Origin of the sequence: Aestuariivirga sp. (assembly GCF_037139295.1) — a bacterium.
In the GTDB taxonomy this organism is placed as follows: domain Bacteria; phylum Pseudomonadota; class Alphaproteobacteria; order Rhizobiales; family Aestuariivirgaceae; genus Aestuariivirga.
The window spans coordinates 19,582-45,073 of sequence record NZ_JBAXGR010000014.1 but is presented as its reverse complement, the minus strand read 5'-3'; the positions used below and the strand labels follow the sequence as shown (position 1 = coordinate 45,073).

The following is a 25,492-nucleotide window of genomic DNA, read 5'->3' as shown; positions in this document are numbered from 1 at the left end:
ATGTTCTCGCTCAAGGGCCGCACGGCCCTCGTGACAGGCGCCTCGCGTGGCCTTGGATTCGCCATGGCCAAGGCGCTGGCCGAGAATGGTGCGACCGTGATCGTGAATGCCCGGAGCGCGGACGACCTGAAGACTGCCGCCGCGAAGATCGGCGCAGAGCCGCTGGCCTTCGACGTGACCGACCCGAAGGCGTCGCGTGCGGCGCTTGAAGACATCGTGGCGCGCCATGGCAGGCTCGACATTCTGGTCAACAATGCGGGCATCCAGCACAGACGGCCCGTGACAGAATGGGAGGACGCGGACTTCGACCGGGTGATCAACGTCAACCTCTCCTCCTGCTTCCGGCTGTCACGTGATGCCGTGCGCCTCATGCTGCCCAACAAGTTTGGCCGCATCATCAATACCGGATCGATCGCGGGCATCCTGGCCAGGCCCACCATCCACGCCTATGTGGCAGCCAAGGCCGGCCTGCATGGGTTGACGCGCTCCATGGCGGCGGAGCTGGGGCGAACGGGGATCACGGTCAATGCGATCGCACCCGGCTATTTCGCAACGGAGATGAACACCGCGCTGCTGGAAGACAAGGCGTTCAATGCCTGGGTCGAAGGCCGCACGCCGGCGGGGCGCTGGGCCAAGCCGGAGGAACTCGGCGGCGCCGTGGTGTTCCTCGCATCAGATGCAGCGGGCTATGTGAACGGCCACGTGCTGGCGGTGGATGGCGGATTGTCAGTGACGATGTGACGGCACTCAAATCTCTCGAATGTCATCATCGCCGGGCTTGACCCGGCGATCCTTTTTGTGGACCGGGAGAGGATGCCCGGGTCGAGCCCGGGCATGATGGGGCAGGGGAGGTGGGCTTTAGGTCGCCGGCGTCCTTCCCTCCAGCACTTCGGCGAATTTCGGCATGTCGATGTTGCCGCCGGAGAGGATAACGCCCACGCGCTTGCCCTTCATCCTGTCTCTCTCCTGCATGAGCGCGGCCAAAGGTGCGGCACCCGCACCCTCGGCCACCGTGTGGCAGCAGCGGAAATAAAGGCGCACGGCCCCGGCGATCTCATCGTCGCTCACGGTGATGATGCGGTCCATGCCCTTGTGGATGTGGGCAAAGGCATCCGGGTTCACCACGCGCACCGCCATGCCGTCAGCGAAGGTGGAGGCTGAGTTGGTCGAAATGGGCTTGCCCGCCGCGAAGGACAGCGCCACGGCATTGGCGCCTTCCGCCACGACGCCCACCACCTTGGTCTTCAGCCCCAGCATGTCACGCGCCGTGATGGTGCCGACGATGCCGGAGCCCATGCCGATGGGAACGTAGACGGCGTCGAGTTCACCCGCCGCGCGGAACAGTTCGTGGGCATAGGTCGTCACCCCCATGACGAGTTCCTTGCCGAAGGAGGGGATGAAGGTGAGGCCGCGTTCCTTGGCGAGTTCCATAGCCGTTTCGCGCGCCGCGTCGAAGTCATGGCCGGTCTCGATCAGCTCGGCTCCCAGCGCGCGCATGGCGGCGTTCTTTTCAGGCGAGTTCCCGATCGGGCAGACGACGGTGGAGCTGATGCCGACGCGGGCGGCAGCGAAGGGAATCGACTGGCCGTGGTTGCCGCGCGTGGCGGTGATGACGCCGCCTGTCTCGCCGCGGTCTTTCCGCATCTTCATGTGGACGAGGCCGCCCCGCACCTTGAAGGCGCCGGTGGGCGTGTGGTTCTCGTGCTTCACCCAGGCTTCGCAGCCGGTGGCTTCCCCCAGCAGCGGCCAGGCGAATTGCGGGGTGGGCGGCATGGCGGCATAGACGATGCGGCTGGCCTGTTCGAGCTCATCAGCGGTGTACATGGCGTCAGTAAGGCGCTTTCCCGGGAAACGGTCAACCTTGACTCTGCTCACGCCGCATGTTTCGTGCCCTCAACTGCAGGAATCACACGAGGTTTCAGGATGACGACGGCCTTCATTTTCCCCGGCCAGGGCAGCCAGTCTGTCGGCATGGGCAAGGCACTCGCCGAGAATTTCGCTGCCGCCCGCGCCGTCTTCGAGGAGGTCGATGCGGCCCTGGGCCAGAAGCTCTCCGTCCTCATGTGGGAAGGCCCCGAGGCCGATCTGACGCTGACCGAGAACGCCCAGCCGGCCCTGATGGCCGTGTCCATGGCGGTGGTCCGTGTGCTCGAGGCCGAACACGGCATCACGGTGGCCAACACGGCCAAATTCGTGGCGGGCCACTCGCTCGGTGAATATTCGGCACTCGCCGCCGCGCAGACCTTCACACTGGCCGATGCGGCGCGCCTCCTCCGGATTCGCGGACAGGCGATGCAGAGCGCCACACCCGTCGGCACCGGCGCCATGGCCGCATTGCTCGGTCTCGATTTCGCCACTGCGGCCGCTGCAGCAGCGGAAGCAGCACAAGGCGACGTTTGCCAGGCGGCCAATGACAACAGCGACGGGCAGGTGGTCGTCTCCGGCTCCAAGGCCGCCGTTGAGCGCTGTGCGGAAATCGCCAAGGCCAAGGGCGCCAAGCGGGCGATCATGCTTGCCGTTTCTGCGCCCTTCCACTGCGCGCTGATGCAGCCTGCGGCGGACGTGATGGCTGACGCACTGGCCAAGGTCGCCATGAAGGCACCGGTGGTGCCGGTCGTTGCCAATGTGGGTGCTGCTCCGCTCAGCGATCCTGCGGCGATCCGCGCCAGCCTTGTCGCCCAAGTGACCGGCACAGTGCGCTGGCGCGAGTGTGTTGCCTACATGGCCGCGCAAGGCGTCACGCGGTTCTACGAGATCGGTGCGGGCAAGGTGCTGACGGGCCTGTCCAAGAAGAACGCGCCCGACGCCACGGCCTTCGCCATCAACTCAGCCGAAGACATTGCCGCCGCGGCGGCCCAGATCAAGGAATAAGCCAGATGTTCGACCTCACCGGAAAGACCGCCCTCGTCACTGGCGCCACGGGTGGCATCGGTGCGGCGATTGCCAAGGTGCTGCACAAGGCGGGCGCCACCGTCGCCATCTCCGGCACGCGTGCCAACGTGCTGGAAGAACTGAAGGCAGAGCTTGGCGGCGAGCGCATCTTCGTGCTGCCGTGCAACCTGTCTGATGCTGCCGCCGTCGAAAAGCTGGTGCCCGAAGCGGAAGCCGCCATGGGCTCGCTCGACATTCTCGTCAACAATGCCGGCATCACCAAGGACGGCCTTGCGATGCGCATGAAGGACGATGACTGGGCCTCCGTCATCGACGTGAACCTCACCGCTTCCTTCCGCCTCGCGCGCGCCGCGATGCGCGGCATGATGAAGAAGCGCTGGGGCCGCATCGTCAACATCACGTCGGTGGTGGGTGTGACCGGCAATCCCGGCCAGGCGAACTACGTGGCCTCCAAGGCCGGCGTCATTGGCCTCACCAAGTCGCTGGCGCAGGAGCTCGCGGCGCGCAACGTCACCGTCAACGCGGTGGCACCGGGCTTCATCGCTACGCCGATGACCGATGTGCTGAACGACAAGCAGAAGGAAATGATCCTGGGTCGCGTTCCTGCAGGCAAGCTCGGCACACCGGATGATATTGCTGCGGCCGTGCTTTATCTGGCGTCGGACGAGGCGAATTACGTGACGGGCCAGACGCTGCACGTGAACGGCGGCATGGCGATGATCTGAGCGCTCAGCGCTCCATAACCAGAATGTCGAGCTTCGATTCGTATTGCGGTGCTGGGAACAGGAAGACGAGCCTGTTCTTCGCCCGGCGCTCGACGATGGCGACCTGATTCTCCTTGGCATCCTGGCCATAGACGCGCGGCTTCTCGCCGTTCACGTAGCCCGCACCCAGATAGGCAAGCCTGGTCGCCGAGAGCGTGTAGAACATGCCCTTTGTGCGCTGGGAGCCGGTGAGCTTTTCCAGCTGCCAGCCGGCGCCATCCTCGCTGATGCGGCAGGCGAACCACGGATAGACGGTGAGCGGCAGGGTGCCGCCCGCCTTGATGGTGCGGCACTTCCAGGTGCCGTTAGGGTCATAGCCCTCGGCCAGGGGCAGGGCATTTCCGGCCAGGGCGGTGTCGAGGATGGTGACGTCCTCCTTCGTGCCGCCGGCGCGGGCCTCGGCAAGCGCTGATGCTACGGTTTCCTCAACCTTGGCAAGGCGCTCTTTGTCGAATGGTGTCAAACGTTTGTCGAGAACGCCGTCGGCGTTTGCAATCGATGTGGCGGCCGTCAGGGCAAGCAGGCTGAAAAGGATTTTGCGCATGGCTGAAATCTGCCAAAAGGGCGTGTTTCACGCAATCCCTGACTGAAACGGGCTTGGTAATCCTCCACCAAGCCCCTTTTGACGTGCCTGCGAATTGTGCTAGCAAGTCCCCCGGCGTGGGGGGCTGCAGGAGATCCTGCTGTCCTGCCGGACAAGAGAAAACAACCAAGGACGAAATGACAATGAGTGATGTTGCTGAGCGGGTGAAGAAGATCGTCGTCGAGCATCTCGGCGTTGACGCCGACAAGGTGAAGGCGGAAGCGAGCTTCATCGACGACCTCGGCGCCGACAGCCTCGACACCGTCGAGCTGGTCATGGCCTTCGAGGAAGAGTTCGGCATCGAGATTCCGGACGATGCGGCCGAGTCGATCCAGACCGTGGGCGACGCTGTCAAGTTCATCGAAAAGAGCGCTGCCTGATTGCTGCGCTCGATCGGGCCTCTGGCGCGATCCACCTGATTTTTTGCGCGGAGGCAGGCTAAGAGACAAGCCTGCCGCCGCGTTTTCGCATAGAAAGGGCATTCAATGCGCCGTGTCGTCGTCACCGGACTTGGTATGGTTTCTCCGCTCGCCAATGGCGTGGACGAGACCTGGACCCGGCTTCTCGCCGGACAGTCGGCCGGCGGCAAGATCACCCGCTTCGATGCCTCCGACCTGCCCTGCCAGATCGCCTGCGAGATTCCGCGCGGCGATGGCACCAACGGCACCTTCAATGCCGAGCAGTGGATGGATGCCAAGGAAATCCGCCGCTACGACGACTTCATCATCTACGCCATGGCCGCCGCCAAGCAGGCGATGAAGGACTCCGGCGTCGAGATCAAGACCGAGGACGAGAAATATCGCGCCGGCGTGCTGATCGGCTCTGGCATCGGCGGGCTCTCCAACATCGCTGACACCACGACGCTGATGAACGAGAAGGGGCCGCGCCGCATCAGCCCGTTCTTCATTCCGGGCTCGCTGATCAACCTTGCGTCCGGCCTTGTTTCAATCGAATTCGGGCTCAAGGGCCCCAACCATGCGGTGGTCACCGCCTGCTCGACGGGTTCGCATGCCATCGGCGATGCGGCGCGCCTGATTGCGCTCGACGATGCTGACGTCATGGTGGCGGGTGGTGCGGAATCAGCGATCTGCCGAATCGGCATCGCGGGCTTCATTGCCTGCAAGGCGCTGGCCACCAAATTCAACGACGCGCCCACCAAGGCCTCGCGCCCCTATGATAAGGACCGTGACGGCTTCGTGATGGGCGAGGGTGCGGGCGTCGTCGTGCTTGAAGAACTCGAACACGCCAAGGCGCGCGGTGCCAGGATCTATGCCGAAGTCGTGGGCTATGGCATGTCGGGCGATGCCTACCACGTCACTGCGCCGACCCCCGATGGCGATGGCGCCTATCGCTGCATGGTGAACGCGCTGAAGCGCGCTGGTCTTCAGGCGCATGAGATCGATTATGTGAACGCGCATGGCACCTCGACGCCGCTGGGCGACGAGATCGAGCTGCGCGCAGTGGAACGGCTCATGGGCAACCGCACGGCGGAACTCACCATGTCGTCGACCAAGTCGTCGATCGGGCATCTGCTCGGTGCGGCGGGTGCCGTCGAAGCGATCTTCTCGATCCTTGCGATTCGCGACAATGTGGCGCCGCCCACCATCAATCTTGACAACCCCTCGGTTGAAACGCGCATCGATCTCGTGCCGAATGCGTCGAAGAAAAAAGAGATCAACACAGTTCTGTCGAATTCATTTGGTTTTGGTGGTACCAACGCTTCACTGATCATGCGCCGCTTCGCGGCCTGACGCCCGGAGGAGACAGGTTGCCGACACCGCAGCCAAGCGTGAAAGTGCCGGGACCACGCCATGTCAAGCAACGGCGTTCAGCGATTTCGCGCGTTCTGAAGTGGACCTTCCTCCTGCTGCTCGCCGGGGTGATCATCGCCGGCATCGCCGGGTTCTTTGTCTACAGCGACTATTCGGCACCGGGCCCTCTTGCCGAGGACAAGGTGTTCATGGTGGAGCCCGGCCAGTCCGTCACCCAGATCGGCCAGACGCTGGCTGACAATGGCATCGTCTCCAACGGCCGGGTCTTTGCGCTGATGGCGCAGCTCACCGGCCAGCGCGCGAAGCTCAAGGCCGGCGAATATGCCTTCCCCCGGGGTGCCACGATGCGCGACGTGATGGCGTTGCTCGCCAGCGGCAAGGCCGTCGCCTACAAGATCTCGATCCCCGAAGGCTTCACCAGCCAGATGGCGGTGGACCGCGTCAACGCCAACGAGGTGCTGACGGGCGATCCCGCCGCAGTTCCCGCCGAAGGCTCGATCCTGCCGGACACCTATGTGTTCCGCCGCGGCATGACGCGGCAGAAGCTGGTCGAGGACATGCAGGCGGCACAGGCCAAGCTGCTCGCCGAATTGTGGGCCAGCCGCAAGCCCGTGTACGTTGTCGCGACGCCGGAGCAGGCCGTGACGCTGGCCTCCATCGTGGAAAAGGAAACCGCCCAGGCGGATGAGCGTCCGGTGATTGCCTCGGTGTTCATCAACCGCCTCGAGAAGGGCATGCGGCTGCAGTCCGACCCGACGATCATCTATGGCATCGCCGGCGGCAAGGGCCGCCTCGACCGGTCGCTGACCAAGGCCGACATCGAGGAAACGACGCCCTACAACACCTACCGCATCAAGGGCCTGCCGCCCGGCCCCATCGCCAATCCGGGCCGCGCCGCGCTGGAAGCCGTGCTGAATCCGGAGGACACCGACAAGCTCTTTTTCGTCGCCGACGGCACGGGCGGCCACGCCTTTGCCGCGACGCTGGAGGAGCATAATCGCAACGTGAAGAACTGGCGGCAGATCGCCGGCAATGCCGCTGCCGCGGTGGCTGCTGACGATGGCGCAGATGCAGCGGCCACGCCGCCTGCGGCTGCGCCTGCAGAGGTGCCGGTTCCAACCCCGCCCGCCGCCGCTGCTCCTGAAGCGCCGCTGGCGGATGCGACGCCCCAGCCCGAAGCCGAGCAGCCTGCCCAGCCCCCTGTGCCCGAGGCCCAGCCGGAGGCCACGGCGAGCACACCCAAGCCACAGGTGAAGCCACCGCAGCCCGTGACTGCAAAGCCCGTCACTGCGGCTCCGGTGACGCTGAAGCCCGGCACGGTGATCATCGTGGATGGCCACAAGACCGTCATCCCCAGGCTGCGCCCCTGAGGCGTTTCGCAGGCGCCGGAAACGTTCTAAAGCTTCCTGACTGATTCACTTGCCAAGGACCACGCATGCCCATTTCCAGCATGACCGGATTTGCCCGCGCCTCGGGTGAGCGCCACGGCCTCTTCTGGCAATGGGAGATCAAGAGCGTCAACGGCAAGGCACTGGACGTGCGCTTGCGCGTGCCGCCCGGCTTCGAGGCGCTGGAAACGCCGGTGCGCGCCGCCCTCGCCGCGGCCTTCAGGCGCGGCAACCTGCAGGTCTCGCTGACCATCAGCGGCCAGATGGGCCGCGAAACAGTGCGCCTCAACCAGGAGATCCTCGACCGGCTGGTTGAAGCCGGAGAGACCCTGCGCAACCGCATCGGCGGCAAGCCGCTGCGTGCCGACGTGCTGCTCTCCATCAAGGGCGTGGTCGAGGTGGCCAGCGTTCCGGAGGAAGAGGGCGAAGCCGAAGCCCGCAATGCCGCCATGCTGGAAAGCTTTCAGGAAGCCCTGACGTCGCTTGCGGGCGCGCGCCGCGAAGAAGGCGACCGCCTCAACGCCGTGGTGTCGGCACAGGTGCAGCGCATCGCCGAGCTTGCCGATGCCGCGCGCCATAACCCGTCACGCACGCCCGAGGCCATTCGCGCGCGGCTGGCCGAGCACGTGCACCGGCTGATGGAGACGGGCGCCGCGTTCGACCCTGAGCGGCTGCACCAGGAGGCTGTGCTCGTCGCCACGCGCGCCGACATTGAGGAGGAACTCGACCGGCTCGGCTCGCATGTCGAGGCCGCACAGGCGCTGCTCGCATCGAACGATGCCGTTGGCCGCAAGTTCGACTTCCTCGCGCAGGAGTTCAACCGCGAGGCCAACACGCTGTGCTCCAAGGCTTATGACCGGTCGATGACCGCAATCGGCCTCGACCTCAAGACCGTCATCGACCAGCTGCGTGAGCAGGTCCAGAACATCGAGTGAAGAACAATCCATGACCGTCATTCCCCGCCGTGGCCTGCTGCTCGTGATGTCGTCGCCTTCGGGCGCCGGCAAGACCACGCTGTCGCGCCGGCTGCTTGCTGCCGATCCCAACATCACAATGTCGGTCTCTGTCACCACGCGCGCGCCGCGGCCCGGCGAGGTGGATGGCAAGGACTATCACTTCATCGCCCATGAGGAGTTCGGTCGCCTGCGCGACCGTGGCGACCTGCTGGAATATGCCGAGGTGTTCGGCAATTTCTATGGCACGCCGAAGCGCCCGGTGGTGGACGCGTTGCAGCAGGGTCGCGACGTGCTGTTCGACATCGACTGGCAGGGCACCCAGCAGCTTGGCGCCACGATGGAGGAAGACCTCGTGCGCATCTTCATCCTGCCGCCTTCGGCGGAGGAGCTGCGTGACCGCCTCATCGGCCGTGCCCAGGATTCAGCCTCCACCGTCGCCAAGCGCATGGCCAAGGCGGCAGACGAGATCAGCCACTGGCCGGAATATGACTATGTGATCGTCAACGAGGACCTCGACGCCGCCAATGCCGAGGTCGAGGCCATCCTGCACGCCGAGCGCCTGAAGCGCCGGCGGCGGGTGGGGCTCAGCGATTTCGTCCGTGGACTGACGAAGGGGCTGTAGGGGCGTTCCTCTAGCCGCCGACCTTGGCTGCCAGTCGCGCGAAGGCCTCCACCGGCAATTGCTCGGCGCGGAGTTCCGGGTTGATGCTCAATTCGTTCAGCAGCAGCTCGGGCTCGGGCAGCAGGCTTCGCAGGCTCGCGCGCAGCATCTTGCGGCGCTGGCCGAAGGCGGCGGCGGTGACGCGCTCCAGCACCTCGAGGCGGCATTCGGGCTCGGGCTTCGGCCTGGGAATGAGCTGCACGATCGATGACGTCACCTTGGGCGGCGGCGTGAAGGCGGAGCGGTTGACGTCGAACAGCTTCTTCGCACCCGTGCGGTATTGACACAGTACCGAGAGCCGCCCGAAGTCCTTGCCGCCGGGCTTCGCCACGATGCGTTCGGCCACTTCCTTCTGGAACATCAGGGTGAGCGATTCATAGAAGGGCGGCCAGTCAGCACCGGCGATCCAGCCGATGAGCAGCGGCGTCGCGATGTTGTAGGGCAGGTTGGCAACGATCTTGGTAGGCATGCCCGCTGCGAGCTTTGCATAGTCCATTTCCAGCGCATCGCCGGGAATGACGGTGAGCTTGCCCGGATAGGCGGCGGAGATGTCCGCCAGTGCTGCCAGCGCGCGGTCATCGCGCTCGATGGCGATGACATTCGTGGCGCCCTCCATCAGGAGCGCCCGGGTAAGGCCACCGGGGCCGGGGCCGATCTCGATCACCTTGAACCCCTCGAGCGGGCCTGCGGCGCGCGCAATGCGGCGGGTGAGATTGAGGTCGAAGAGGAAGTTCTGGCCAAGCGCTTTCTTCGCGGCGAGGCCATGCTGAGCGATCACCTCGCGCAGCGGCGGGAGCGCGTCCTCGCTCACGTGGCGGCCCTGTGCATCTGTGCGGCCAGGCGAATGGCGGCGATGAGGCTCTTCGGGTTTGCAACGCCCTTGCCCGCAATGCCCAGCGCCGTGCCGTGGTCGGGCGAGGTGCGGATGAAGGGAAGGCCGAGGCTCACGTTGATGCCGCCGTGGAAATCCAGCGTCTTCACCGGGATCAGCGCCTGGTCATGATACATGCAGAGGATGGCGTCATAGGCGGCGCGCGCCTCGGCATGGAAGGCCGTGTCGGCAGAAAGCGGCCCGATGATGTTGAAGCCGTCGGCGCGCAGCGTGTCGAGGGCGGGGCGGATCACATCGATCTCCTCGCGGCCCATGGCGCCGTTCTCGCCGGCATGCGGGTTGAGGCCGGTGAAAGCCAGCCGCGGGTGGGCGATGCCGAAGTAGCGGGTGAGGTCCTTCGCCGTGACGCGGGCCTGCGCCAGGATCGCCTCGCGCGTCAGCTTTGAGGGCACGTCCTTCAATGGAATATGCACCGTGACGGGAATGGCGCGCAGATCTTCCGCCACCAGCATCATCACCTCCTGCACCGGCTTGCCGTGCCGGGCGGAGAGGTGCGCGAGATAGTCCGTGTGGCCCTGGTGCCGGAAGCCCGCGCCATAGAGCGCTTCCTTCTGGATCGGGTTGGTGACGATGCCGCTGATGGCACCACTGAATGCCATGGCCACGGCCTCGTCGATGGCGGCAATCACCTGCGGCGCAGTATCTGATGCAATGCTGCCGGGCTGAGGATGTGTGGCGAGTGGGCGATGGAGGACGGGAAGGGCAGTCGGGAACACCGCCTGTGCCTCGGCAGGCGAGGCGATTTCCGCGATGGCGAGGCCCGGATTGCGGGCCTGCCAGTAGGCGGCATCCCCCAGCAGGGCGAAAGCCGCAGTGGGTTCGGCGCGTAGCGCTCGCCAGGCCGCGGCGGTGATCTCCGGCGCGACGCCTGCCGGCTCTCCCGAGGTGAGAATGAGGGGGGCCGTCATCACGGCCTATTGGGTAGCGTAGCTCGGGTCGCGGTATTCGACATAGACCTTGTCGCGCGCCGTGCTGAGGTAGTCCTCTTCCAGCTTGTCATACTTCTCGTTGATCACGGCCCGCTCCACCTGCTCGCGGGTTGGCATGGTGAAGTTGGGCTTGGGCGGGGTGATCTTGCGGATGCCGCACAGTGCAATGAGCTGGATGCCCGCCTTGCTGCGCATCGGCCCGATGGCGCGGCCAATGCCACCCTTGTCGAGCGCGGCCTTCATTTGCGGCGGCAGCTTGGTGGCGTCGGCCTCGAAGCTTTTGCCCTTGCGAACGTCGAAGATTCCTTCCGAGGCAGCCTTCAAGCCATTGCAGCCTTTCAGTCGCTGCAGCACCTGCGTGGCCTCGACGAAGCGAGACTGCAGCAGCATCTGGTCATTGCCTTCCACCGGCAGGTTGATTTCCAGCAGCGAATAGACAGTGATCGGCTTCATGCGCGGATCATTCATGATCTTTGACGTTTCCGCGCTGATGTTTGACTTGAACTCCGCCATCTTGGCGTCGACCTCTGCGTCGGTCGCCTTGATCTGCTGCTGGTACTTGCCCTGGATGATGCGCTGGAAAGCCATGCCGGTGCTCACATAGTCGCGGAAGGTCTGCTTGCTGATGCCCTTGGACTCGAGCTTCGCATAGAGCGCATCCGGCGTGAGCTTCATGCCCTGGGCGAGGCGTTTGATGCGGTCGTTCAGCTCCGCAGCGCTGGGCAACAGGTTATAGCGCTTGGCTTCCTGCATCTTGACCGTCTGGTCGATCAACTGGCGCAGGGCCTTCTTCTTGTCGAGACCGCCCCTGGGCACATCGTCCATCACCTCCAGCAGCGAGATGCGCTGGGTGAGGTCGAGTTCGGTGATGGGTTGGTCATTCACGACGGCGACAATGTTCGGCTGCTGTGCCTGGGCAACCGATAGCGAGGCCGGGGTGCAGGCGAGCAGGGCCGCGAGCAGTGCTGCGGAGGAGAGGCGACGGAAAGCCATCAAAGTTGGAAGCCGCCGGAAAGCTGGCCGATCGACCTGAGCTCGATGCTGAGATCGATCCGGTATTGGGTGCCGTTATCCGAAACGCCAAACTGGTCGGTATGTGACATGGAGTAAACGAGGTCCGCCTTCATGCAATCGCAGTCGAAGGTAACGCCAAGGCTCTCTCCCATCGGCTTGCCGTTCTGGACGTCATAACGGGCACTGCCGAAGACGCTCCATGCATCCGAAAGATAGTAGCGGGCATCACCCCAGATTTGCTCTTCGTTGTCCGGCCGTCCGTAATTGGCGGCCTCCGAAACATCGGCATAGGCGATAGAGCCGGAAAACTTGCTGAAATTGAGGCCAATCGCGGCCTCCTGAACGTTCATCCGGGAGAAATCCTCCTCCCACCGCGCCTGGTAGCCAAGCGTCACATGCGGATTGAGCTGCAGGGCGATGGCACCCACCATGTCGGATGACGTGCCGTTGAGGCCTGATCCCACCAGATAGCTGTTCTCGCCCGCGATGTGAAAGCTCTCGCCGAGACTGGTGCGGATGAAGCCGCCGGTGGGCGAGATCAGCGTGTAGTTGATGCCGACATTGGCCCGCAGGCCTCCTTCCCAGCGGTCATAGCCGGTAAAGCGATCGCTGAGGAACAGGTTGGAGGTGTCGAAGTTGAGGGTGATGGCGTCCTCATTGCCGTTGTTCTTCTGGTTCGGCTCGGACGGCGAGGCAATCATCTGCACCACGGGTGTCAGCACGCTTTGGTAAGAGCCGATCGAGGTGACGAAGGGCATGCGCGTATCGATACCGGCAGTCGGCGTCACCGAGAAATCTGATTCCGTGTCATTCTGCGCTGTGGGCACGTTCTGCGTATAGAAGCCGTCGGTCCGGGCCTGCGCGAAGGGCGTGACGATCAGGCCCGACTGCGAGATCATCTGCTTCTTCCAGTCGGCATAGGCGGCGATATGGGTCTGCTCAGTGCCGAGGTCGAGGTTGAGTGTGTTGTTGGCCGAGTTGCCGCCTTTGTATTTGACGGTGCTGATCGCGTTCTCGCGCTCCAGCGAGTAGATGTTGAAGCCATAGGAGAATTCACCACCCAGCAGCTCCTGCGGCAGAACATAGTCGCCAGCGATGAAGGGCGTGGCGATCGGCATGTCGCCCTGGTCCTCGCCACTGACGAGCGATCGCCAGCCGATGACCTGAGCCTTGGTGTAGTTGCGGTCATCGAGGCCAGTGGCCTGCACGTAGCTGGCCAGCATGTTGCGGCTGTCGATGCTGTAGTCCGACATGAACTGCTTGTCGCTGACGATCGTGCCGTCCCAGCCCCAAGTCCATTTATCGTTGATACGGAAATCCGACTGCGTGCGCGCCGCGCCGCGCCACTGCGAGTCGTGCGGGTTCGAGGCGGCCTCGTTCTGTTCGTAGATACCCCAGCCATGCAGGCTGTAAGTACCGGCTCCTAGTGCCTGGCGGAACTCGAGATCACCGAGTGGACCGCTCTTCGTCGTCCACATGGGCGAAAAGGTCAGGTCCATGCTGCGGTTGATCGCCCAGAAATAGGGGGTTACCAAGCCTTGGCCGAACACGGTACCGTATTTGTAAGAGGGAAGAAGGAAGCCGGTGCGCCGCGAGACCGACGGGTCGGGGTATTCGAAATAGGGCGTGAAGAACACCGGGACGGGGCCAAACTTCAGCAGGGCGTCCGTGTAGTAAATGGTGTGTTCCTTGCTGTCGTGCTTGGCCTCCTTGGCCACGATCTGCCACACCGGCGTTCCATCGGGCCACGTGCAGGTCTTGCAGGCCGTGTAGCTCGCATGCTCGTAGATGGTGATGCCGTTCTCGTAGCGGCGAGCATACAGCGCGGTGATCGTCACGTTGTTTGTGAGCAGCGCCCTCACGTGCTCCGCGAAGCCTTCGGCGAAGGTGTCCTTCATGGTCGCCATATCGGCTTCGAGCACGTTGCCGTTCGGCTCCTTGAGGACGACGGAGCCATTCGCCGAGAAGGTCTTCTTCTTCATGTCATAGACCACCTTGGTGGCGGTCAGCACATAGGGACCATAGGTGAGCTGCACCGTGCCGGTGGCGGTGGCGATCTCGGTCTTCTGGTCATAGGTCAGCGTGTCGGCAAGAACGTCGACACGGGTGCCCTTGGGGGGTGTACCGCTTTCGGGTTCGACGAAAGCTGGCTGGTTGTTGATGCCGGCCAGGGTGCCGCCAACGGAGAGGGCCAAACCGGCAGCCGCCAGCAGGCCGAGGAGGCAGACATGCAGTCCCCGCACCCGTGCATAGCGCTGGTTGAAACGGTGTTTTGGCACCTGACCCCGACAACTCACTTCACGGGGGCAAGTCTTAACGGCTTTCCGGTTGGGCGTGAAGCCCAAGAGTGGCTTTTCAAGGCGGTAAACCGGGCCACCTCCACACGCTGCCACAGCATGGTTAACATTCGGTCAACCGCAGTTTCCGACACGTAATTCCCAAGCGCTGGAAAACCCGCTAAGAACGGGCTTTCACACCTTGAAGGCATCCCATGAAAATCAGCTTCTCCCCGGCCACTCTGCCGAAGTCCGGCGTGTTGATCCTGCTCTTTCCAGAGGGCCAGCCCTGGGGCAACCTTGCCAACGAGGCAGACCGCCGCACGGGTGGCCAGATCAGGCGAGCCATGACGGCCTCGGGCTTCACCGGCCGGCGGGATTCGACCCTCGACATTGTCGCTCCCGGCGGTGGATTCAGCCGGACCGTGCTGTTTGGCCTTGGAAAGCCCTCCGCCCTGCGCCCGCTTGACCTCGAAATGCTGGGTGGCGCCACGGCGGGTGTCTCGCAGGCTCTTAAGACCGAATCAGTAACGATTGCAGCGGACGTGGCCGCAGCGGGACTGTCCATGGGCGAGACGGCAGCGCTCATCGCCTCCGGCGCCAAGCTCCGGGTCTACAGCTTCAACCTCTACAAGTCGAAGAAGCCGGAGAGCAAGGAACTGAAGGAGGTGACGATCCTCACCCCGGATGGCAAGGGCGCAAGGCAGCGCTTCGCCGCCCTCGAGGCGGTGGCAGAAGGTGTGCACCTCGCCCGCGACCTGGTGAACGAGCCGCCGAATCACCTGCATCCGGTCGAATTCGCCAACCGCATGAAGCCGCTCGCCAAGCTTGGCATCAAGATCTCCATCCTGACCCCGGCCCAGATGAAGAAGCTGGGCATGAACGCCCTCCTCGGCGTTGCCCAAGGCTCAGCCCACGAGGCACGCATGGTGGTGATGGAGTGGAAGGGCGGCAAGGTCAACGAGGCGCCGCTGGCCTTCATCGGCAAGGGCGTTACTTTCGACACCGGCGGCATCTCGATCAAGCCAGCGGCAGGCATGGAGGACATGAAGGGCGACATGGGCGGTGCGGCCTGTGTCGCCGGCCTCATGATGGCGCTGGCCAAGCGCAAGGCCAAGGTCAATGTCGTGGGCGCCATCGGGCTTGTTGAAAACATGCCAGATGGCAAGGCGCAGCGACCGGGCGACGTGGTCACCTCCATGTCGGGCCAGACCATCGCGGTGCTCAATACCGACGCCGAAGGACGCCTCGTGCTGGCCGACGTGCTGTGGTACATCCAAGACAAGTTCAAGCCGCGTTTCATGATCGATCTCGCGACGCTCACCGGGGCCATCATGGTGGCGCTCGGCAAGGAACATGCGGGACTGTTCTCCAACAACGACGAGCTTGCGCAGCGCCTCTCGGAGGTTGGCTATGCGACGGGCGAGAAGGTGTGGCGCATGCCGCTGGCGCCCGAGTACGACAAGATCATCGATCATGAAGTGGCCGACGTGAAGAACACCGGCGGCCGCAACGCCGGGGCGATCACGGCAGCGCAATTCCTGCAGCGCTTCGTCAACAACGTGCCGTGGGTGCACCTTGATGTGGCGGGCACCGCCATGGATGCCCCGCGCAACGCAATCAGCCAGAGCTGGGGCTCTGGCTGGGGCGTGAGATTGCTGAACCGACTGGTGACGCAGTTCTACGAGCGCTGAGGAGGCTCAGGCAGCAACGGCCGTGCGCGTGGGTGCGCAGCTGCCGCGCAGCTTAAGTTCCACCGGCAACACAGTGTCCGGGGCCACGGCCTGGCCCCGGATGAGGCCAACCAGTTGTTCGACGGCGCGGACACCCGCCTCGGCGCGCGGCACGTCCACCGTGGTGAGCGTGGGGAAGACAAGCTGGCCATCCCACGTGCCGTCAGCCCCGATGAATGAGATGTCGCCCGGCACGTGAATGCCGCGATCGCGGCATACATCCATCGCCGCGCAGGCCATGCTGTCGTTGCCACAGAACACGGCAGTGGGCGCCTGCGGCAACTCGAGAAGCTGCTTCATCGCTTCTGCGGCGCCGTCACGGTGGCCGTGGCCGCTCCTCACCAGATGGTCGTCAACAGGAAGACCCAGCTTGGCCATGGCCGAGGTGTAGCCCTCGCGCCGCTGCCGAGCCGATGGATGGTCAACCGAACCCGAGATATGGGCGATCCGCCGATGCCCCATCGAGGCCAGCTGGTGCACGGCAAGTTCAGCCACCTGCTGCTCATCCACCCGGACCACCGGTACCGCCGAACCGTAAATGCGGTCGAACACCTGCACCACAGGAAGGTCCGGCTGCGGGCCGGTGAAGCGCTCCACGCCGGAACCGCCGTCCATCACCAGCATGCCATCGACGCGGCCCGCGCTCAGCAGCTCGCCATAGGCTTCCCGGTGCTTTTCGGTCTTCATGGTGAAGCCGACGATGATGGCATAGCCCATGGCCTGGGCCGTCTCCTCGATGCTGCGCACCACGCCGGGATAGAAGCTATTGTCGATGCAGGGTGCCAGCACCAGCAGCGTGTCGGTGCGCTGGATGCGCAGTGAACGGGCCACGAGATTGATCTTGTAGCCACAGGAGGCGGCGGCATCCCGCACGGCACGCCGGGTGCCGTCGGCAACGAGATCAGGATTTGAGAGAGCCCGCGAGGCGGTGGCTACGGACACTCCGGCGAGCTTGGCAACATCGGATAAGGTCGGACGCATGCTTTTTTCAACCCGAAATGGTTTACGCCGCCAAAATAACCGACAACTTAAACGTTTTAAATTGACAAAATCGTCAATCGACTATCTGGATCTATAAAATATTTCTAATTGGCCCATTCAGTTGCGTATCCGAAACGATGGGCCGTGATCGCCGATGGCTTGCAAGTAAATGTTCGTAAAGGTTTTTTGACCCATGTCGAACAATGTGTCCCAGCGTTATCGATACCGGAACAATGGTGCGGCAGAAGGACACATATAACGCATCGTTTACGATTGAACGGGGAAGCCTGTGCAAACCGCTCTCAGTTTCAAAGACGGGCCACATGCCATGCGATGTGCTCTGCCATGAACGTCGAGATGAAATAGTAGGAATGATCGTAGCCACCCTGCATCCGCAGCATCAGGGGTATTGAAGCGGCCTTGCAGGCCCCCTCCAGAAGCCAGGGGCGGAGGCCATCAGCCAGAAACGAATCAGCGCTCCCCTGGTCGACCAGCAGTTCCGGCAACCGGGCGCCATCCTCGATCAGCGCCATTGCGTCCCACGCCCGCCAGGCGGATTCGTCCGACCCCAGGTAGGCGGCAAGTGCCGGCCGTGACCAGTCTGCCGTCATCGGATGGACGATGGGGGCGAAGGCAGAGCAGCTCCTGTAGCGGCCCGGGTTTTTCAGCGCCGCGACGAGTGCGCCGTGCCCGCCCATCGAATGGCCGAAGATTCCTTGTCGCGCCATGTCCGCCATGGGGAAGCCAGCGGTGATGACGGCGGGCAGTTCCGCCGTCACATAAGTATACATCCGGTAGTTGGCAGACCACGGCGCTTGCGTTGCATCGACGTAGAAGCCCGCACCGCAGCCGAGCTTCCAGTCATCGGCAACATCCGCCACGCCTTCGCCGCGCGGGCTGGTGTCGGGACAGACGATGATGACACCAAGCTCTGACGCAGCTCTCCGGTATTCACCCTTCTCAATGACATTGGCATGGGTGCAGGTGAGCCCTGAGAGGTACCAAAGAACGGGCAGCTTCTGGCCTTCAGCATGTGGAGGTACATAGACCGCGAATGTCATGGGGCAGGCGCAGGCTTCCGACACGTGGGTGTAGACGCCCTGCATCCCGCCATGGGCCTTCCACAGCGACTTGGTTTCAAGTGCCATCAGAACAGGATCACGCTGCGGATCGACTTGCCCTCATGCATGAGGTCGAAGGCCTTGTTGATGTCTTCGAGCGGCATGGTGTGGGTGATCATCGGGTCGATCTCGATCTTGCCTGACATGTACCAGTCGACGATCTTCGGAACGTCCGTGCGGCCGCGCGCGCCGCCAAACGCCGTGCCCTTCCAGGTGCGGCCGGTGACCAGCTGGAAGGGCCGCGTGCTGATTTCCTGGCCCGCACCCGCAACGCCGATGATGATCGACTGGCCCCAGCCGCGATGGCAGGCCTCGAGTGCTATCCGCATGACCTTGACGTTGCCGGTGCAATCGAACGTGTAGTCCGCGCCGCCGATCTGGTCGGCGCCACGCTTGGTCATGTTGACGAGATGGGCGACGAGATCTCCCGTGATTTCCGACGGATTGACAAAATGCGTCATGCCGAAGCGCTCGCCCCACTCCTTCTTGGAGTTGTTGAGGTCAACGCCGATGATCATGTCGGCGCCCGCCATCCTGAGGCCCTGGATGACGTTGAGGCCGATGCCGCCGAGGCCGAAGACGATGGCCGTGGCCCCGGCCTCCACATTGGCCGTGTTCAGCACAGCGCCGACGCCGGTGGTGACGCCGCAGCCGATGTAGCAGATCTTGTCGAAGGGCGCCTTGTCGTTGACCTTGGCCAGCGCGATCTCCGGCAGCACGGTGAAGTTCGAGAAGGTGGAGCAGCCCATGTAATGGTGCACCTTCTGGCCCTTGTAGGAGAAGCGCGAGGTGCCGTCCGGCATCACGCCCTGGCCCTGCGTGGCGCGGATCGCCGTGCACAGGTTGGTCTTGCGCGACAGGCACGACGGGCACTGGCGGCACTCGGGCGTATAGAGCGGGATCACGTGGTCGCCCGGCTTCAGCGTGGTGACGCCGGCGCCCACCTCGACGACGACGCCTGCACCCTCATGGCCCAGCACCGCGGGGAACAGGCCTTCCGGGTCCGCGCCCGACAGGGTGAACTCGTCCGTGTGGCAGACGCCCGTTGCCTTGATCTCCACCAGCACTTCGCCGGCCTTCGGCCCCTCGAGGTCCAGCTCGACGATTTCGAGCGGTTTTCCAGCTTGAAAGGCGACGGCGGCACGGGTCTTCATGGGGGGTATCCTTGCTTAATTGGCCTGCGGACCAAACACATATCGCGGTGCTACGCCCAAGGCCAGAGGGGGAGACGGAACGGCGGCCGCTTCAACGTCCTTAATCCGGAGCCATCCATGCCAGCGTATGGAATGGCGTCAGGTTTCGGCCTAGGGTCCCCGGCCATGGAATTGGGTGTTTGTGGATGAGAGCCTTCGCTTATCTGTTGGTTGGTATCGCCGTGGTTGCAGCGGCCGCGTTCGGCGTCCGGCACTACGGAATCGATCTCGCGGCGCTGACCGGGCTTGGTGGCCCCGTGAAGACCGAGGCTGCAGGCGGCGAGGCGGCAAAGGGGCAGGGCGGGGGACGGACCAATCGCGGCCCGGCTGCCGTCGAAACGGCGCAGGCTTCCATTTCCCGGTTGAGCGACGACGTGCTGGCGCTCGGCACGCTGCTGTCGGATGAAAGTGTTGCCATCGCACCCGAGACCAGTGGGCGCGTGGCCAAGATCCTGTTCGAGGACGGTGCCAAGGTCGCGAAGGGCACCCCGCTGTTCCAGTTCGACTCAGACCTGGCCCAGTCGGACCTCGCCGAGGCCAAGGCACGGCTGCAGCTGGCGGAGGCGAGCTTCGCGCGCAACCAGAAGCTCCGCTCCTCCGGCAATGTGGCGCAGAGCGCCTATGACGAGGCCTTGTCGGCACGTGACGTGGCGCGCGCCACCGTCGAGGCATCGCAGGTGCGGCTGGACAAGCTGACCATTTCCGCTCCCTTCTCCGGCACGCTGGGCTTTCGCACCGTGTCAGAGGGCGCCTATGTGACGGCCGGGACGGCGCTGGTGCAACTCGACAAGACCGACCTGCTGCAGGTGAGCTTCTCGGTGCCGGAACTGCAGGAGAAGGCCGTGGAAGCCGCGAAGACCGTGAGCTTCACCGCCGATGCGCTGCCGGGCGAGACCTTCACCGCGCAAATCTCCGCCCTCAACCCGGCGATCGACGTCAATGGGCGTGCACTGCAGGTGCGCGCGCTGTTCGACAACGCCCAGGGAAAGCTGCGCCCGGGCCTTCTCGTCCGCGTCACCGTCAAGGGGCCGGAGCGCGAGGCGGTGATGGTGCCGGAATCGGCCATCGTGCAGCGTGCCAAGGGGGCCATGATCTACACTTTCGCCGATGGCACGGTGACGGAAGTGAAAGTGAAGCTCGGAAAGCGCGTCGCGGGCAAGGTCGAAGTACTTGATGGGCTCAAGGCCGGTGACACGGTGGTGACTGCGGGCAATGCCCAGCTCTCCAACGGCGCCAAGGTCGAAGTCGTCGCCTCCGCCGCGGCAGCCGGGTAGCATTCATGAGTTTCACCGAACTCTGCATCCGGCGCCCGGTCTTCGCCACTGTGCTGAGCCTCGTGCTCGTGCTCGCCGGCTTGATGTCGTTCTCGCGGCTGACGATCCGCGAATACCCCAACATCGACGAGCCGCAGGTTTCGGTGCAGACCAACTATCCCGGTGCTTCCGCCGAGATCATCGAATCACAGGTGACACAGGTGCTGGAAGGCTCGCTCGCCGGCATCGAGGGCATCGATACGATCGAGTCCACCTCGCGCGCCGAGCAGAGCCGCATCACCATCCGCTTCCGTTCCACCGTCAACATCGATGCCGCGACATCGGATGTGCGCGACAGGGTGAGCCGCGTGCGCCGGCAATTACCCGACGAGATCACCGAGCCCACCATCGCCAAGGTGGAGGCCGATGCCCAGCCCATCATGTTCCTCGTCACCCAGTCGGACAGGATGGATGCGGCCGAACTCACCGACTATGTCGACCGCTTCGTGGTCAACCGCTTCAAGAACCTCGACGGCGTGGCCGACGTGCAGATCAACGGCGAGCGCACCTATGCCATGCGGGTGTGGATCGATGCCGCGCGTCTGGCGGGCCAGCGCCTCACCGTGCAGGACGTCGAGAGTGCCATCCGCAACCAGAACGCCGATATTCCGGCAGGCCGCATCGAGAGCGAGGACCGTGAGTTCACGGTGCTCTCCAAGACCTCGCTTGGCACGCCGGAGGAATTCTCCAACATCGTGCTCAAGGAAGGTGGCGGGCTTCAGGTGCGGCTGGGTGATGTTGCGCGTGTGGAGCTTGGCACGGCGGATGTCAGGCGCGAGAGCCGCTACAATGGCGTGACCGCGATCTCCATCGGCATCGTCAAGACGGCGGTGGCCAATCCGCTGGACGTGGCGCGCGAGGTGAAGGATCTGCTGCCGCGCCTCAACACGGAATTGCCGAAGGGCACCTCGATCTCGGTGGGCTTCGATTCGACCGTGTTCATCGACCGCTCGATCCACAATGTGTTCAAGACCATCCTCGAGGCGATCGGGCTGGTACTGCTGATCATCCTGTTCTTCCTGCATTCATTCCGCGCGGCGGTGATCCCCATCGTGACGATCCCCGTGTCGCTCGTCGCCACCTTCGCCATCATGTATGCGGCGGGGCTCACCGTGAACACGCTGACGCTGCTGGCCATGGTGCTGGCAATCGGCCTTGTCGTCGATGACGCAATCGTGGTGCTTGAGAATATTTACCGTCACATCGAGGAGGGCATGAAGCCCTTCGACGCGGCGATCAAGGGCGCGCGCGAGATTGGCTTCGCGGTGATCGCAATGACGCTGACGCTGGCCGCTGTCTATGCGCCCATCGCCTTCACGCCCGGCCGCACCGGGCGGCTGTTCCTCGAATTCGCGGTGACTTTGGCAGGAGCGGTCATCGTGTCTGGTTTCGTGGCCCTCACGCTGACGCCGATGATGTGCTCGAAGCTGCTCAAGCATTCCGAGCGGCGCAATATCTTCGCGCGCATCATCGAGGGAATGCTCGACGGGCTGGAGCGCGGCTATCGCGGCACACTCTCCTTCGCGCTGAAGATCCGCTGGCTGGTGCTGCTGCTGGCACTCGGCGTGGGGCTTTCGGGCGGCTGGCTGTTCACCCAGATGAAATCCGAGCTTTCGCCAACGGAGGACCGTGGAACCATCATCATCAATGGCAATGCGCCGGAAGGGGCGAGCTTCGGCTTCACCCAGCGCTATGCCAGCCAGGCCGAAGAGCTGCTGGCGCAGGTGCCGGAGCTGCAGTCCTACCTGATGATCGTGGGTTCGGGCGATGTCACCCAGTTCCTGTCCTTCGCGCGGCTCAAGGACTGGGACGCGCGCAGCAAGTCCCAGCAGCAGATCGTGCAGGGCCTGTCGCCGAAGCTGCGCAAGATCGCGGGCGTTCAGGCTTTCGCCACCAATCCCGCATCGCTGGGCGTGCGCGGTTTCGGCAAGCCGTTCCAGTTCGTGATCCAGTCATCGGCCTCCTACGAGGAGCTGAACGCGCTGGCGCAGAAGCTGGTCGAGAAGCTCAAGGACAATCCGGGTCTTGCCGACCTCGACACCGACATGCGCCTCAACAAGCCTGAAGTGGACGTCGAGATCGATCGAAATCGCGTTGCCGATCTTGGCCTCGACATCTCGGTGATCGGCCGCACGCTGGAAACATTGCTGGGTGGGCGCAACGTGACGACCTTCCAGATCGGCTCGCAGCAGTATGACGTGACGGTGGCGCTACCCGCTGCCGAGCGCACCAGCCCTGAAACGTTGGCCAACATCTTCCTGCGCGGCAAGAACGGCGAGATGGTGCAGCTCTCCAACATCGTGAAGGCCAAGGTGGGTGTTGCGCCGCGCGACCTTCGCCGCTTCAACCAGCTGCGCTCCATCACCATCCAGGCCAATCTGGCACCAGGCTATACGCTGGGCGAGGCGATCCAGGCGGTGGATCAGGCGGCGGCCGAAGTGCTGCCGCAGGGAACCCTCACCGATCTCACCGGACAGGCGCGCGAGTTCCGCGATGCGAGCTCGAACCTGGCGCTGGTGTTCGTGATGGCGCTGGCCTTCATCTATCTCGTGCTGTCGGCCCAGTTCGAGAGCTTCCGCGATCCCGTCATGATCATGGCCTCGGTGCCGCTGTCGATGACGGGTGCGCTGGCTGCGCTCCATTTCACGGGCGGCACGCTGAACGTCTATTCGCAGATCGGGCTCGTGACACTCATCGGCCTCATCACCAAGCACGGCATCCTGATCGTCGACTTCGCCAACAAGCTGCAGCGCGAAGGCATGGAGCGGCGTGCGGCGATCATCGAGGCGGCGCGGCTCAGGCTGCGCCCAATCCTGATGACCACTGCGGCGATGATCCTCGGCGCCATTCCGCTGGCGCTCGCCAAGGGGGCAGGAGCGGAGAGCCGACAGCAGATCGGCTGGGTGATCGTCGGCGGCATGAGCCTCGGTACGCTGCTCACGCTGTTCGTGGTTCCCTGCGTCTATGCGGTGATGGGCTGGCGGCCGAAGACGGGTGCGGTGCAGCCAATGGGAACGCCGCAGCCGGCTGAGTGAATGTCATGAGTGCGATTGCTCCCTCCGGTTCATCATGGCCGGGCTCGATCCGGCCATCCGTTTCCGCGGAACCAAACTGGATCGCCGGGTCAAGCAACCGGGCATGATGACCGAGCTGAGATCGTTAGGCTACGACGCTGCTACCCCTCCAGCATCTCGCGCTTCATCTCAAGCTCGAGCCACTGCTCCTCGGCCTTGGCAAGCTCATCGCGCGCCGCCGTCAGGCGTGACGCGGCCTGATCGAAGGCCTTGGGGTCGCGCGAGAACAGTGCTGCATCGGCGAGTTTCGCCTCCAGCGTGCCGATCTCGTTCTCAAGCTTCTTCATCGCCGCCGGCAATATTTCCAGCGCGTGCTTCTCCTTGAAGGAGAGCTTGCGTTGCGCCTGCGGGGCCTCGGCCTTAGGAGCAGATGATGAAGAAGACTTCGCGGCCTCGGCCTTCACCTTGCGTGCTTCAACGCCCTGCCCACGCTGCGTGATCATGTCGGAATAGCCGCCAGCATATTCCATCCACTTGCCCTCGCCCTCGGCCATCAGCACCGAGGTGGCCACACGGTCGAGGAAGTCACGGTCATGGCTGACCAGCAGGATGGTGCCGGGATAATCAGCCAGCATCTCCTGCAGCATGTCGAGCGTTTCGAGGTCGAGATCGTTGGTGGGCTCGTCGAGGATCAGGAGGTTCGACGGCTTGGCCAGCTCGCGCGCCAGGATGAGGCGGCCGCGCTCACCGCCCGACAGAACACTCACCGGTGTTCGCGCCTTGTCCGGGTGAAACAGAAAGTCCTTCATGTAGCTGATGACGTGCTTGGTCTCGCCATTGACCGAGACGGAATTGCCGCGCCCATCGGTGATGACGTCGGCCAGCGTCGAGTTGGGGTCGAGGCTCTGGCGGGACTGGTCCAGCGTCACCGTCTGGAGATTGGTGCCAAGGCGGATGGCGCCGCTGTCAGGATCGAGCGCGCCGGTCAGCAGCTTGATGAGCGTGGTCTTGCCTGCGCCATTGGGGCCGACGATGCCCAGCCTGTCGCCGCGCATGACCAGGAGATCGAGGTTCTCAACGATGGGCCACTCGCCGAAGCTCTTCGACATCGCCTTGGCTTCCGCCACCAGCTTGCCCGACATGTCTCCGCTCGTGGCGGCCATGCGCACCGCACCCTGCTGGCCCTCATGCTCCTTGCGCTCGGTGCGGAGCGTTGCGAGCAGGTCGACGCGGCGCATGTTGCGCTTGCGCCTCGCGGTGACGCCATAGCGCATCCAGTGCTCTTCTGCCTCGATGCGCTTGGCGAGCAGCACCTGCTCGGCCTCTTCCTTGGCCAGCACCTCGTCACGCCAGGTTTCAAAGTCAGAGAAGCCGCGCTCGAGACGGCGCGAAGCGCCACGATCGAGCCAGACCGTGCGGTTGGTGAGCGACTGCAGGAAGCGCCGGTCATGGCTGATCAGCACGAAGGCGGAGCGCAGTGACTTGAGCTCGGCCTCGAGCCATTCGATGGCGGGAAGATCGAGATGGTTCGTCGGCTCGTCGAGCAGCAGCACGTCAGGCTGCGGCGCCAGCGTGCGGGCGATGGCCGCGCGGCGGATCTCGCCGCCCGACAGGCGCTTCGGGTCTTCGTCACCAGTGAGGCCCAGCTCGCGCAGCAGATAGGTGCAGCGGTGCGGGTCATCGGCGGGGCCGAGGCCGGATTCCACATATTCGAGCACGGTCTTGTAGGCAGAGAGATCCGGCTCCTGCGGCAGGTAGCGGATCGTCGTGCCGGGCTGCACCCAGCGCTCGCCCTTGTCGGCCTCGATCATGCCCGCCGCGATCTTGAGTAGCGTCGACTTGCCAGAACCATTGCGCCCGACCAGCGCCACGCGCTCGCCCTCGGCAACCGCAAGTTCGGCATTCTCGAGAATGGGACGGCCGCCAAAGGTGAGGCCGATTCCGCGGAGGTGAAGGAGGATCCTGCTCATGATGGCGAGGGTCTAGAGCATTTGGGCGGAATGGGGAATT

The 25,492-nt window shown here is 64.0% G+C and carries 21 protein-coding genes; 11 read left to right on the top strand and 10 right to left on the bottom strand.

The annotated features are described in order from the left end of the window. Entirely contained in the window at nucleotides 1-741 is a 741-nt protein-coding gene (locus tag WCJ41_RS06350) for an SDR family oxidoreductase (protein WP_336905000.1), read from the top strand. 117 nt (nucleotides 742-858) lie between these two features. On the opposite strand, the gene WCJ41_RS06345 is transcribed toward WCJ41_RS06350, so the two are convergent. Then, nucleotides 859-1,875 (bottom strand): threonine dehydratase, encoded by a 1,017-nt coding sequence (locus tag WCJ41_RS06345; RefSeq protein WP_336904999.1) that lies wholly within the window; start codon nucleotides 1,873-1,875, stop codon nucleotides 859-861. Nucleotides 1,876-1,923: 48 nt separating this feature from the next. On the opposite strand from WCJ41_RS06345, the gene fabD reads away from it, so the two are divergent. Both fabD and fabG read left to right on the top strand, forming a co-directional pair. Then, nucleotides 1,924-2,871 (top strand): ACP S-malonyltransferase, encoded by a 948-nt coding sequence (fabD, locus tag WCJ41_RS06340; protein ID WP_336904998.1) that lies wholly within the window; start codon nucleotides 1,924-1,926, stop codon nucleotides 2,869-2,871. 5 nt (nucleotides 2,872-2,876) lie between these two features. Next, entirely contained in the window at nucleotides 2,877-3,617 is a 741-nt protein-coding gene (fabG, locus tag WCJ41_RS06335; protein WP_336904997.1) for a 3-oxoacyl-[acyl-carrier-protein] reductase, read from the top strand. Nucleotides 3,618-3,621: 4 nt separating this feature from the next. Here the strand turns inward: fabG and WCJ41_RS06330 are convergent, their stop codons facing one another. Next, the gene (locus WCJ41_RS06330; RefSeq protein WP_336904996.1) at nucleotides 3,622-4,200 is read right to left on the bottom strand and encodes a DUF4893 domain-containing protein; all 579 of its coding nucleotides are present in this window, start codon (nucleotides 4,198-4,200) and stop codon (nucleotides 3,622-3,624) included. A 182-nt stretch (nucleotides 4,201-4,382) separates the two neighbouring features. On the opposite strand from WCJ41_RS06330, the gene WCJ41_RS06325 reads away from it, so the two are divergent. From WCJ41_RS06325 to gmk, 5 genes are all read left to right on the top strand, one after another. Then, complete coding sequence (locus WCJ41_RS06325) at nucleotides 4,383-4,619, top strand: acyl carrier protein (protein ID WP_111197536.1); 237 nt, start codon at nucleotides 4,383-4,385, stop codon at nucleotides 4,617-4,619. Nucleotides 4,620-4,724: 105 nt separating this feature from the next. After that, nucleotides 4,725-5,990, top strand: a complete 1,266-nt coding sequence (gene fabF / locus WCJ41_RS06320; RefSeq protein ID WP_336904995.1) for a beta-ketoacyl-ACP synthase II — start codon at nucleotides 4,725-4,727, stop codon at nucleotides 5,988-5,990. A 38-nt stretch (nucleotides 5,991-6,028) separates the two neighbouring features. Then, nucleotides 6,029-7,381 (top strand): endolytic transglycosylase MltG, encoded by a 1,353-nt coding sequence (mltG, locus tag WCJ41_RS06315; protein ID WP_336904994.1) that lies wholly within the window; start codon nucleotides 6,029-6,031, stop codon nucleotides 7,379-7,381. 65 nt (nucleotides 7,382-7,446) lie between these two features. Continuing rightward, on the top strand, nucleotides 7,447-8,334 hold the full coding sequence (locus WCJ41_RS06310; protein WP_336904993.1) for a YicC/YloC family endoribonuclease: 888 nt from the start codon (nucleotides 7,447-7,449) through the stop codon (nucleotides 8,332-8,334). 10 nt (nucleotides 8,335-8,344) lie between these two features. Then, nucleotides 8,345-8,977, top strand: a complete 633-nt coding sequence (gmk, locus tag WCJ41_RS06305) for a guanylate kinase (RefSeq protein WP_336904992.1) — start codon at nucleotides 8,345-8,347, stop codon at nucleotides 8,975-8,977. A gap of 10 nt (nucleotides 8,978-8,987) precedes the next feature. Here gmk and rsmA read toward each other — a convergent pair whose 3' ends face one another. From rsmA to lptD, 4 genes are read right to left on the bottom strand one after another with little or no spacing between them, the layout of a single operon-like run. Beyond that, entirely contained in the window at nucleotides 8,988-9,827 is an 840-nt protein-coding gene (gene rsmA / locus WCJ41_RS06300; protein WP_336904991.1) for a 16S rRNA (adenine(1518)-N(6)/adenine(1519)-N(6))-dimethyltransferase RsmA, read from the bottom strand. Next, complete coding sequence (pdxA, locus tag WCJ41_RS06295) at nucleotides 9,824-10,816, bottom strand: 4-hydroxythreonine-4-phosphate dehydrogenase PdxA (RefSeq protein ID WP_336904990.1); 993 nt, start codon at nucleotides 10,814-10,816, stop codon at nucleotides 9,824-9,826. Before pdxA ends, rsmA begins: the two co-directional genes overlap by 4 nt. A gap of 6 nt (nucleotides 10,817-10,822) precedes the next feature. Continuing rightward, nucleotides 10,823-11,830 carry a SurA N-terminal domain-containing protein gene (locus tag WCJ41_RS06290; RefSeq protein ID WP_336904989.1) on the bottom strand — a complete coding sequence of 336 codons (1,008 nt, stop codon included), beginning with the start codon at nucleotides 11,828-11,830 and terminating at the stop codon, nucleotides 10,823-10,825. Continuing rightward, nucleotides 11,830-14,130 carry an LPS assembly protein LptD gene (gene lptD / locus WCJ41_RS06285; RefSeq protein ID WP_336904988.1) on the bottom strand — a complete coding sequence of 767 codons (2,301 nt, stop codon included), beginning with the start codon at nucleotides 14,128-14,130 and terminating at the stop codon, nucleotides 11,830-11,832. The genes WCJ41_RS06290 and lptD overlap by 1 nt, the downstream gene beginning before the upstream one ends. A gap of 212 nt (nucleotides 14,131-14,342) precedes the next feature. On the opposite strand from lptD, the gene WCJ41_RS06280 reads away from it, so the two are divergent. After that, nucleotides 14,343-15,821, top strand: a complete 1,479-nt coding sequence (locus WCJ41_RS06280; protein ID WP_336904987.1) for a leucyl aminopeptidase — start codon at nucleotides 14,343-14,345, stop codon at nucleotides 15,819-15,821. Between the two features lie 6 nt (nucleotides 15,822-15,827). Here the strand turns inward: WCJ41_RS06280 and WCJ41_RS06275 are convergent, their stop codons facing one another. The 3 genes from WCJ41_RS06275 to WCJ41_RS06265 all read right to left on the bottom strand — a co-directional run bounded on the left by WCJ41_RS06275 (nucleotide 15,828) and on the right by WCJ41_RS06265 (nucleotide 19,116). Then, a complete protein-coding gene (locus tag WCJ41_RS06275; protein ID WP_336904986.1) occupies nucleotides 15,828-16,841 on the bottom strand; it encodes a LacI family DNA-binding transcriptional regulator in 1,014 nt (337 codons plus the stop codon). Nucleotides 16,842-17,149: 308 nt separating this feature from the next. Continuing rightward, a complete protein-coding gene (gene fghA / locus WCJ41_RS06270; protein ID WP_336904985.1) occupies nucleotides 17,150-17,989 on the bottom strand; it encodes an S-formylglutathione hydrolase in 840 nt (279 codons plus the stop codon). Next, nucleotides 17,989-19,116 (bottom strand): S-(hydroxymethyl)glutathione dehydrogenase/class III alcohol dehydrogenase, encoded by a 1,128-nt coding sequence (locus tag WCJ41_RS06265; protein WP_336904984.1) that lies wholly within the window; start codon nucleotides 19,114-19,116, stop codon nucleotides 17,989-17,991. Before WCJ41_RS06265 ends, fghA begins: the two co-directional genes overlap by 1 nt. Nucleotides 19,117-19,301: 185 nt before the next feature. On the opposite strand from WCJ41_RS06265, the gene WCJ41_RS06260 reads away from it, so the two are divergent. After that, nucleotides 19,302-20,429 carry an efflux RND transporter periplasmic adaptor subunit gene (locus tag WCJ41_RS06260; RefSeq protein WP_336904983.1) on the top strand — a complete coding sequence of 376 codons (1,128 nt, stop codon included), beginning with the start codon at nucleotides 19,302-19,304 and terminating at the stop codon, nucleotides 20,427-20,429. A 5-nt stretch (nucleotides 20,430-20,434) separates the two neighbouring features. After that, nucleotides 20,435-23,503, top strand: a complete 3,069-nt coding sequence (locus tag WCJ41_RS06255) for an efflux RND transporter permease subunit (protein WP_336904982.1) — start codon at nucleotides 20,435-20,437, stop codon at nucleotides 23,501-23,503. Nucleotides 23,504-23,643: 140 nt separating this feature from the next. On the opposite strand, the gene WCJ41_RS06250 is transcribed toward WCJ41_RS06255, so the two are convergent. Beyond that, nucleotides 23,644-25,452: an ATP-binding cassette domain-containing protein gene (locus WCJ41_RS06250; RefSeq protein ID WP_336904981.1), complete on the bottom strand. Its 1,809-nt coding sequence runs from the start codon at nucleotides 25,450-25,452 to the stop codon at nucleotides 23,644-23,646. Between the last annotated feature and the right edge of the window lie 40 nt (nucleotides 25,453-25,492).

What these genes read in the sequence shown, in the direction of transcription:
- fghA (WP_336904985.1), bottom strand. Translation starts at nt 17,989, where the DNA reads ATGGCACTTGAAACCAAGTCGCTGTGGAAGGCCCATGGCGGGATGCAG.
- WCJ41_RS06310 (WP_336904993.1), top strand. Translation starts at nt 7,447, where the DNA reads ATGCCCATTTCCAGCATGACCGGATTTGCCCGCGCCTCGGGTGAGCGC.
- pdxA (WP_336904990.1), bottom strand. Translation starts at nt 10,816, where the DNA reads ATGACGGCCCCCCTCATTCTCACCTCGGGAGAGCCGGCAGGCGTCGCG.
- WCJ41_RS06275 (WP_336904986.1), bottom strand. Translation starts at nt 16,841, where the DNA reads ATGCGTCCGACCTTATCCGATGTTGCCAAGCTCGCCGGAGTGTCCGTA.
- WCJ41_RS06260 (WP_336904983.1), top strand. Translation starts at nt 19,302, where the DNA reads ATGAGAGCCTTCGCTTATCTGTTGGTTGGTATCGCCGTGGTTGCAGCG.
- fabG (WP_336904997.1), top strand. Translation starts at nt 2,877, where the DNA reads ATGTTCGACCTCACCGGAAAGACCGCCCTCGTCACTGGCGCCACGGGT.
- WCJ41_RS06325 (WP_111197536.1), top strand. Translation starts at nt 4,383, where the DNA reads ATGAGTGATGTTGCTGAGCGGGTGAAGAAGATCGTCGTCGAGCATCTC.
- WCJ41_RS06330 (WP_336904996.1), bottom strand. Translation starts at nt 4,200, where the DNA reads ATGCGCAAAATCCTTTTCAGCCTGCTTGCCCTGACGGCCGCCACATCG.
- WCJ41_RS06290 (WP_336904989.1), bottom strand. Translation starts at nt 11,830, where the DNA reads ATGGCTTTCCGTCGCCTCTCCTCCGCAGCACTGCTCGCGGCCCTGCTC.
- WCJ41_RS06350 (WP_336905000.1), top strand. Translation starts at nt 1, where the DNA reads ATGTTCTCGCTCAAGGGCCGCACGGCCCTCGTGACAGGCGCCTCGCGT.
- fabD (WP_336904998.1), top strand. Translation starts at nt 1,924, where the DNA reads ATGACGACGGCCTTCATTTTCCCCGGCCAGGGCAGCCAGTCTGTCGGC.
- WCJ41_RS06265 (WP_336904984.1), bottom strand. Translation starts at nt 19,116, where the DNA reads ATGAAGACCCGTGCCGCCGTCGCCTTTCAAGCTGGAAAACCGCTCGAA.
- WCJ41_RS06255 (WP_336904982.1), top strand. Translation starts at nt 20,435, where the DNA reads ATGAGTTTCACCGAACTCTGCATCCGGCGCCCGGTCTTCGCCACTGTG.
- gmk (WP_336904992.1), top strand. Translation starts at nt 8,345, where the DNA reads ATGACCGTCATTCCCCGCCGTGGCCTGCTGCTCGTGATGTCGTCGCCT.
- WCJ41_RS06280 (WP_336904987.1), top strand. Translation starts at nt 14,343, where the DNA reads ATGAAAATCAGCTTCTCCCCGGCCACTCTGCCGAAGTCCGGCGTGTTG.
- WCJ41_RS06250 (WP_336904981.1), bottom strand. Translation starts at nt 25,452, where the DNA reads ATGAGCAGGATCCTCCTTCACCTCCGCGGAATCGGCCTCACCTTTGGC.
- fabF (WP_336904995.1), top strand. Translation starts at nt 4,725, where the DNA reads ATGCGCCGTGTCGTCGTCACCGGACTTGGTATGGTTTCTCCGCTCGCC.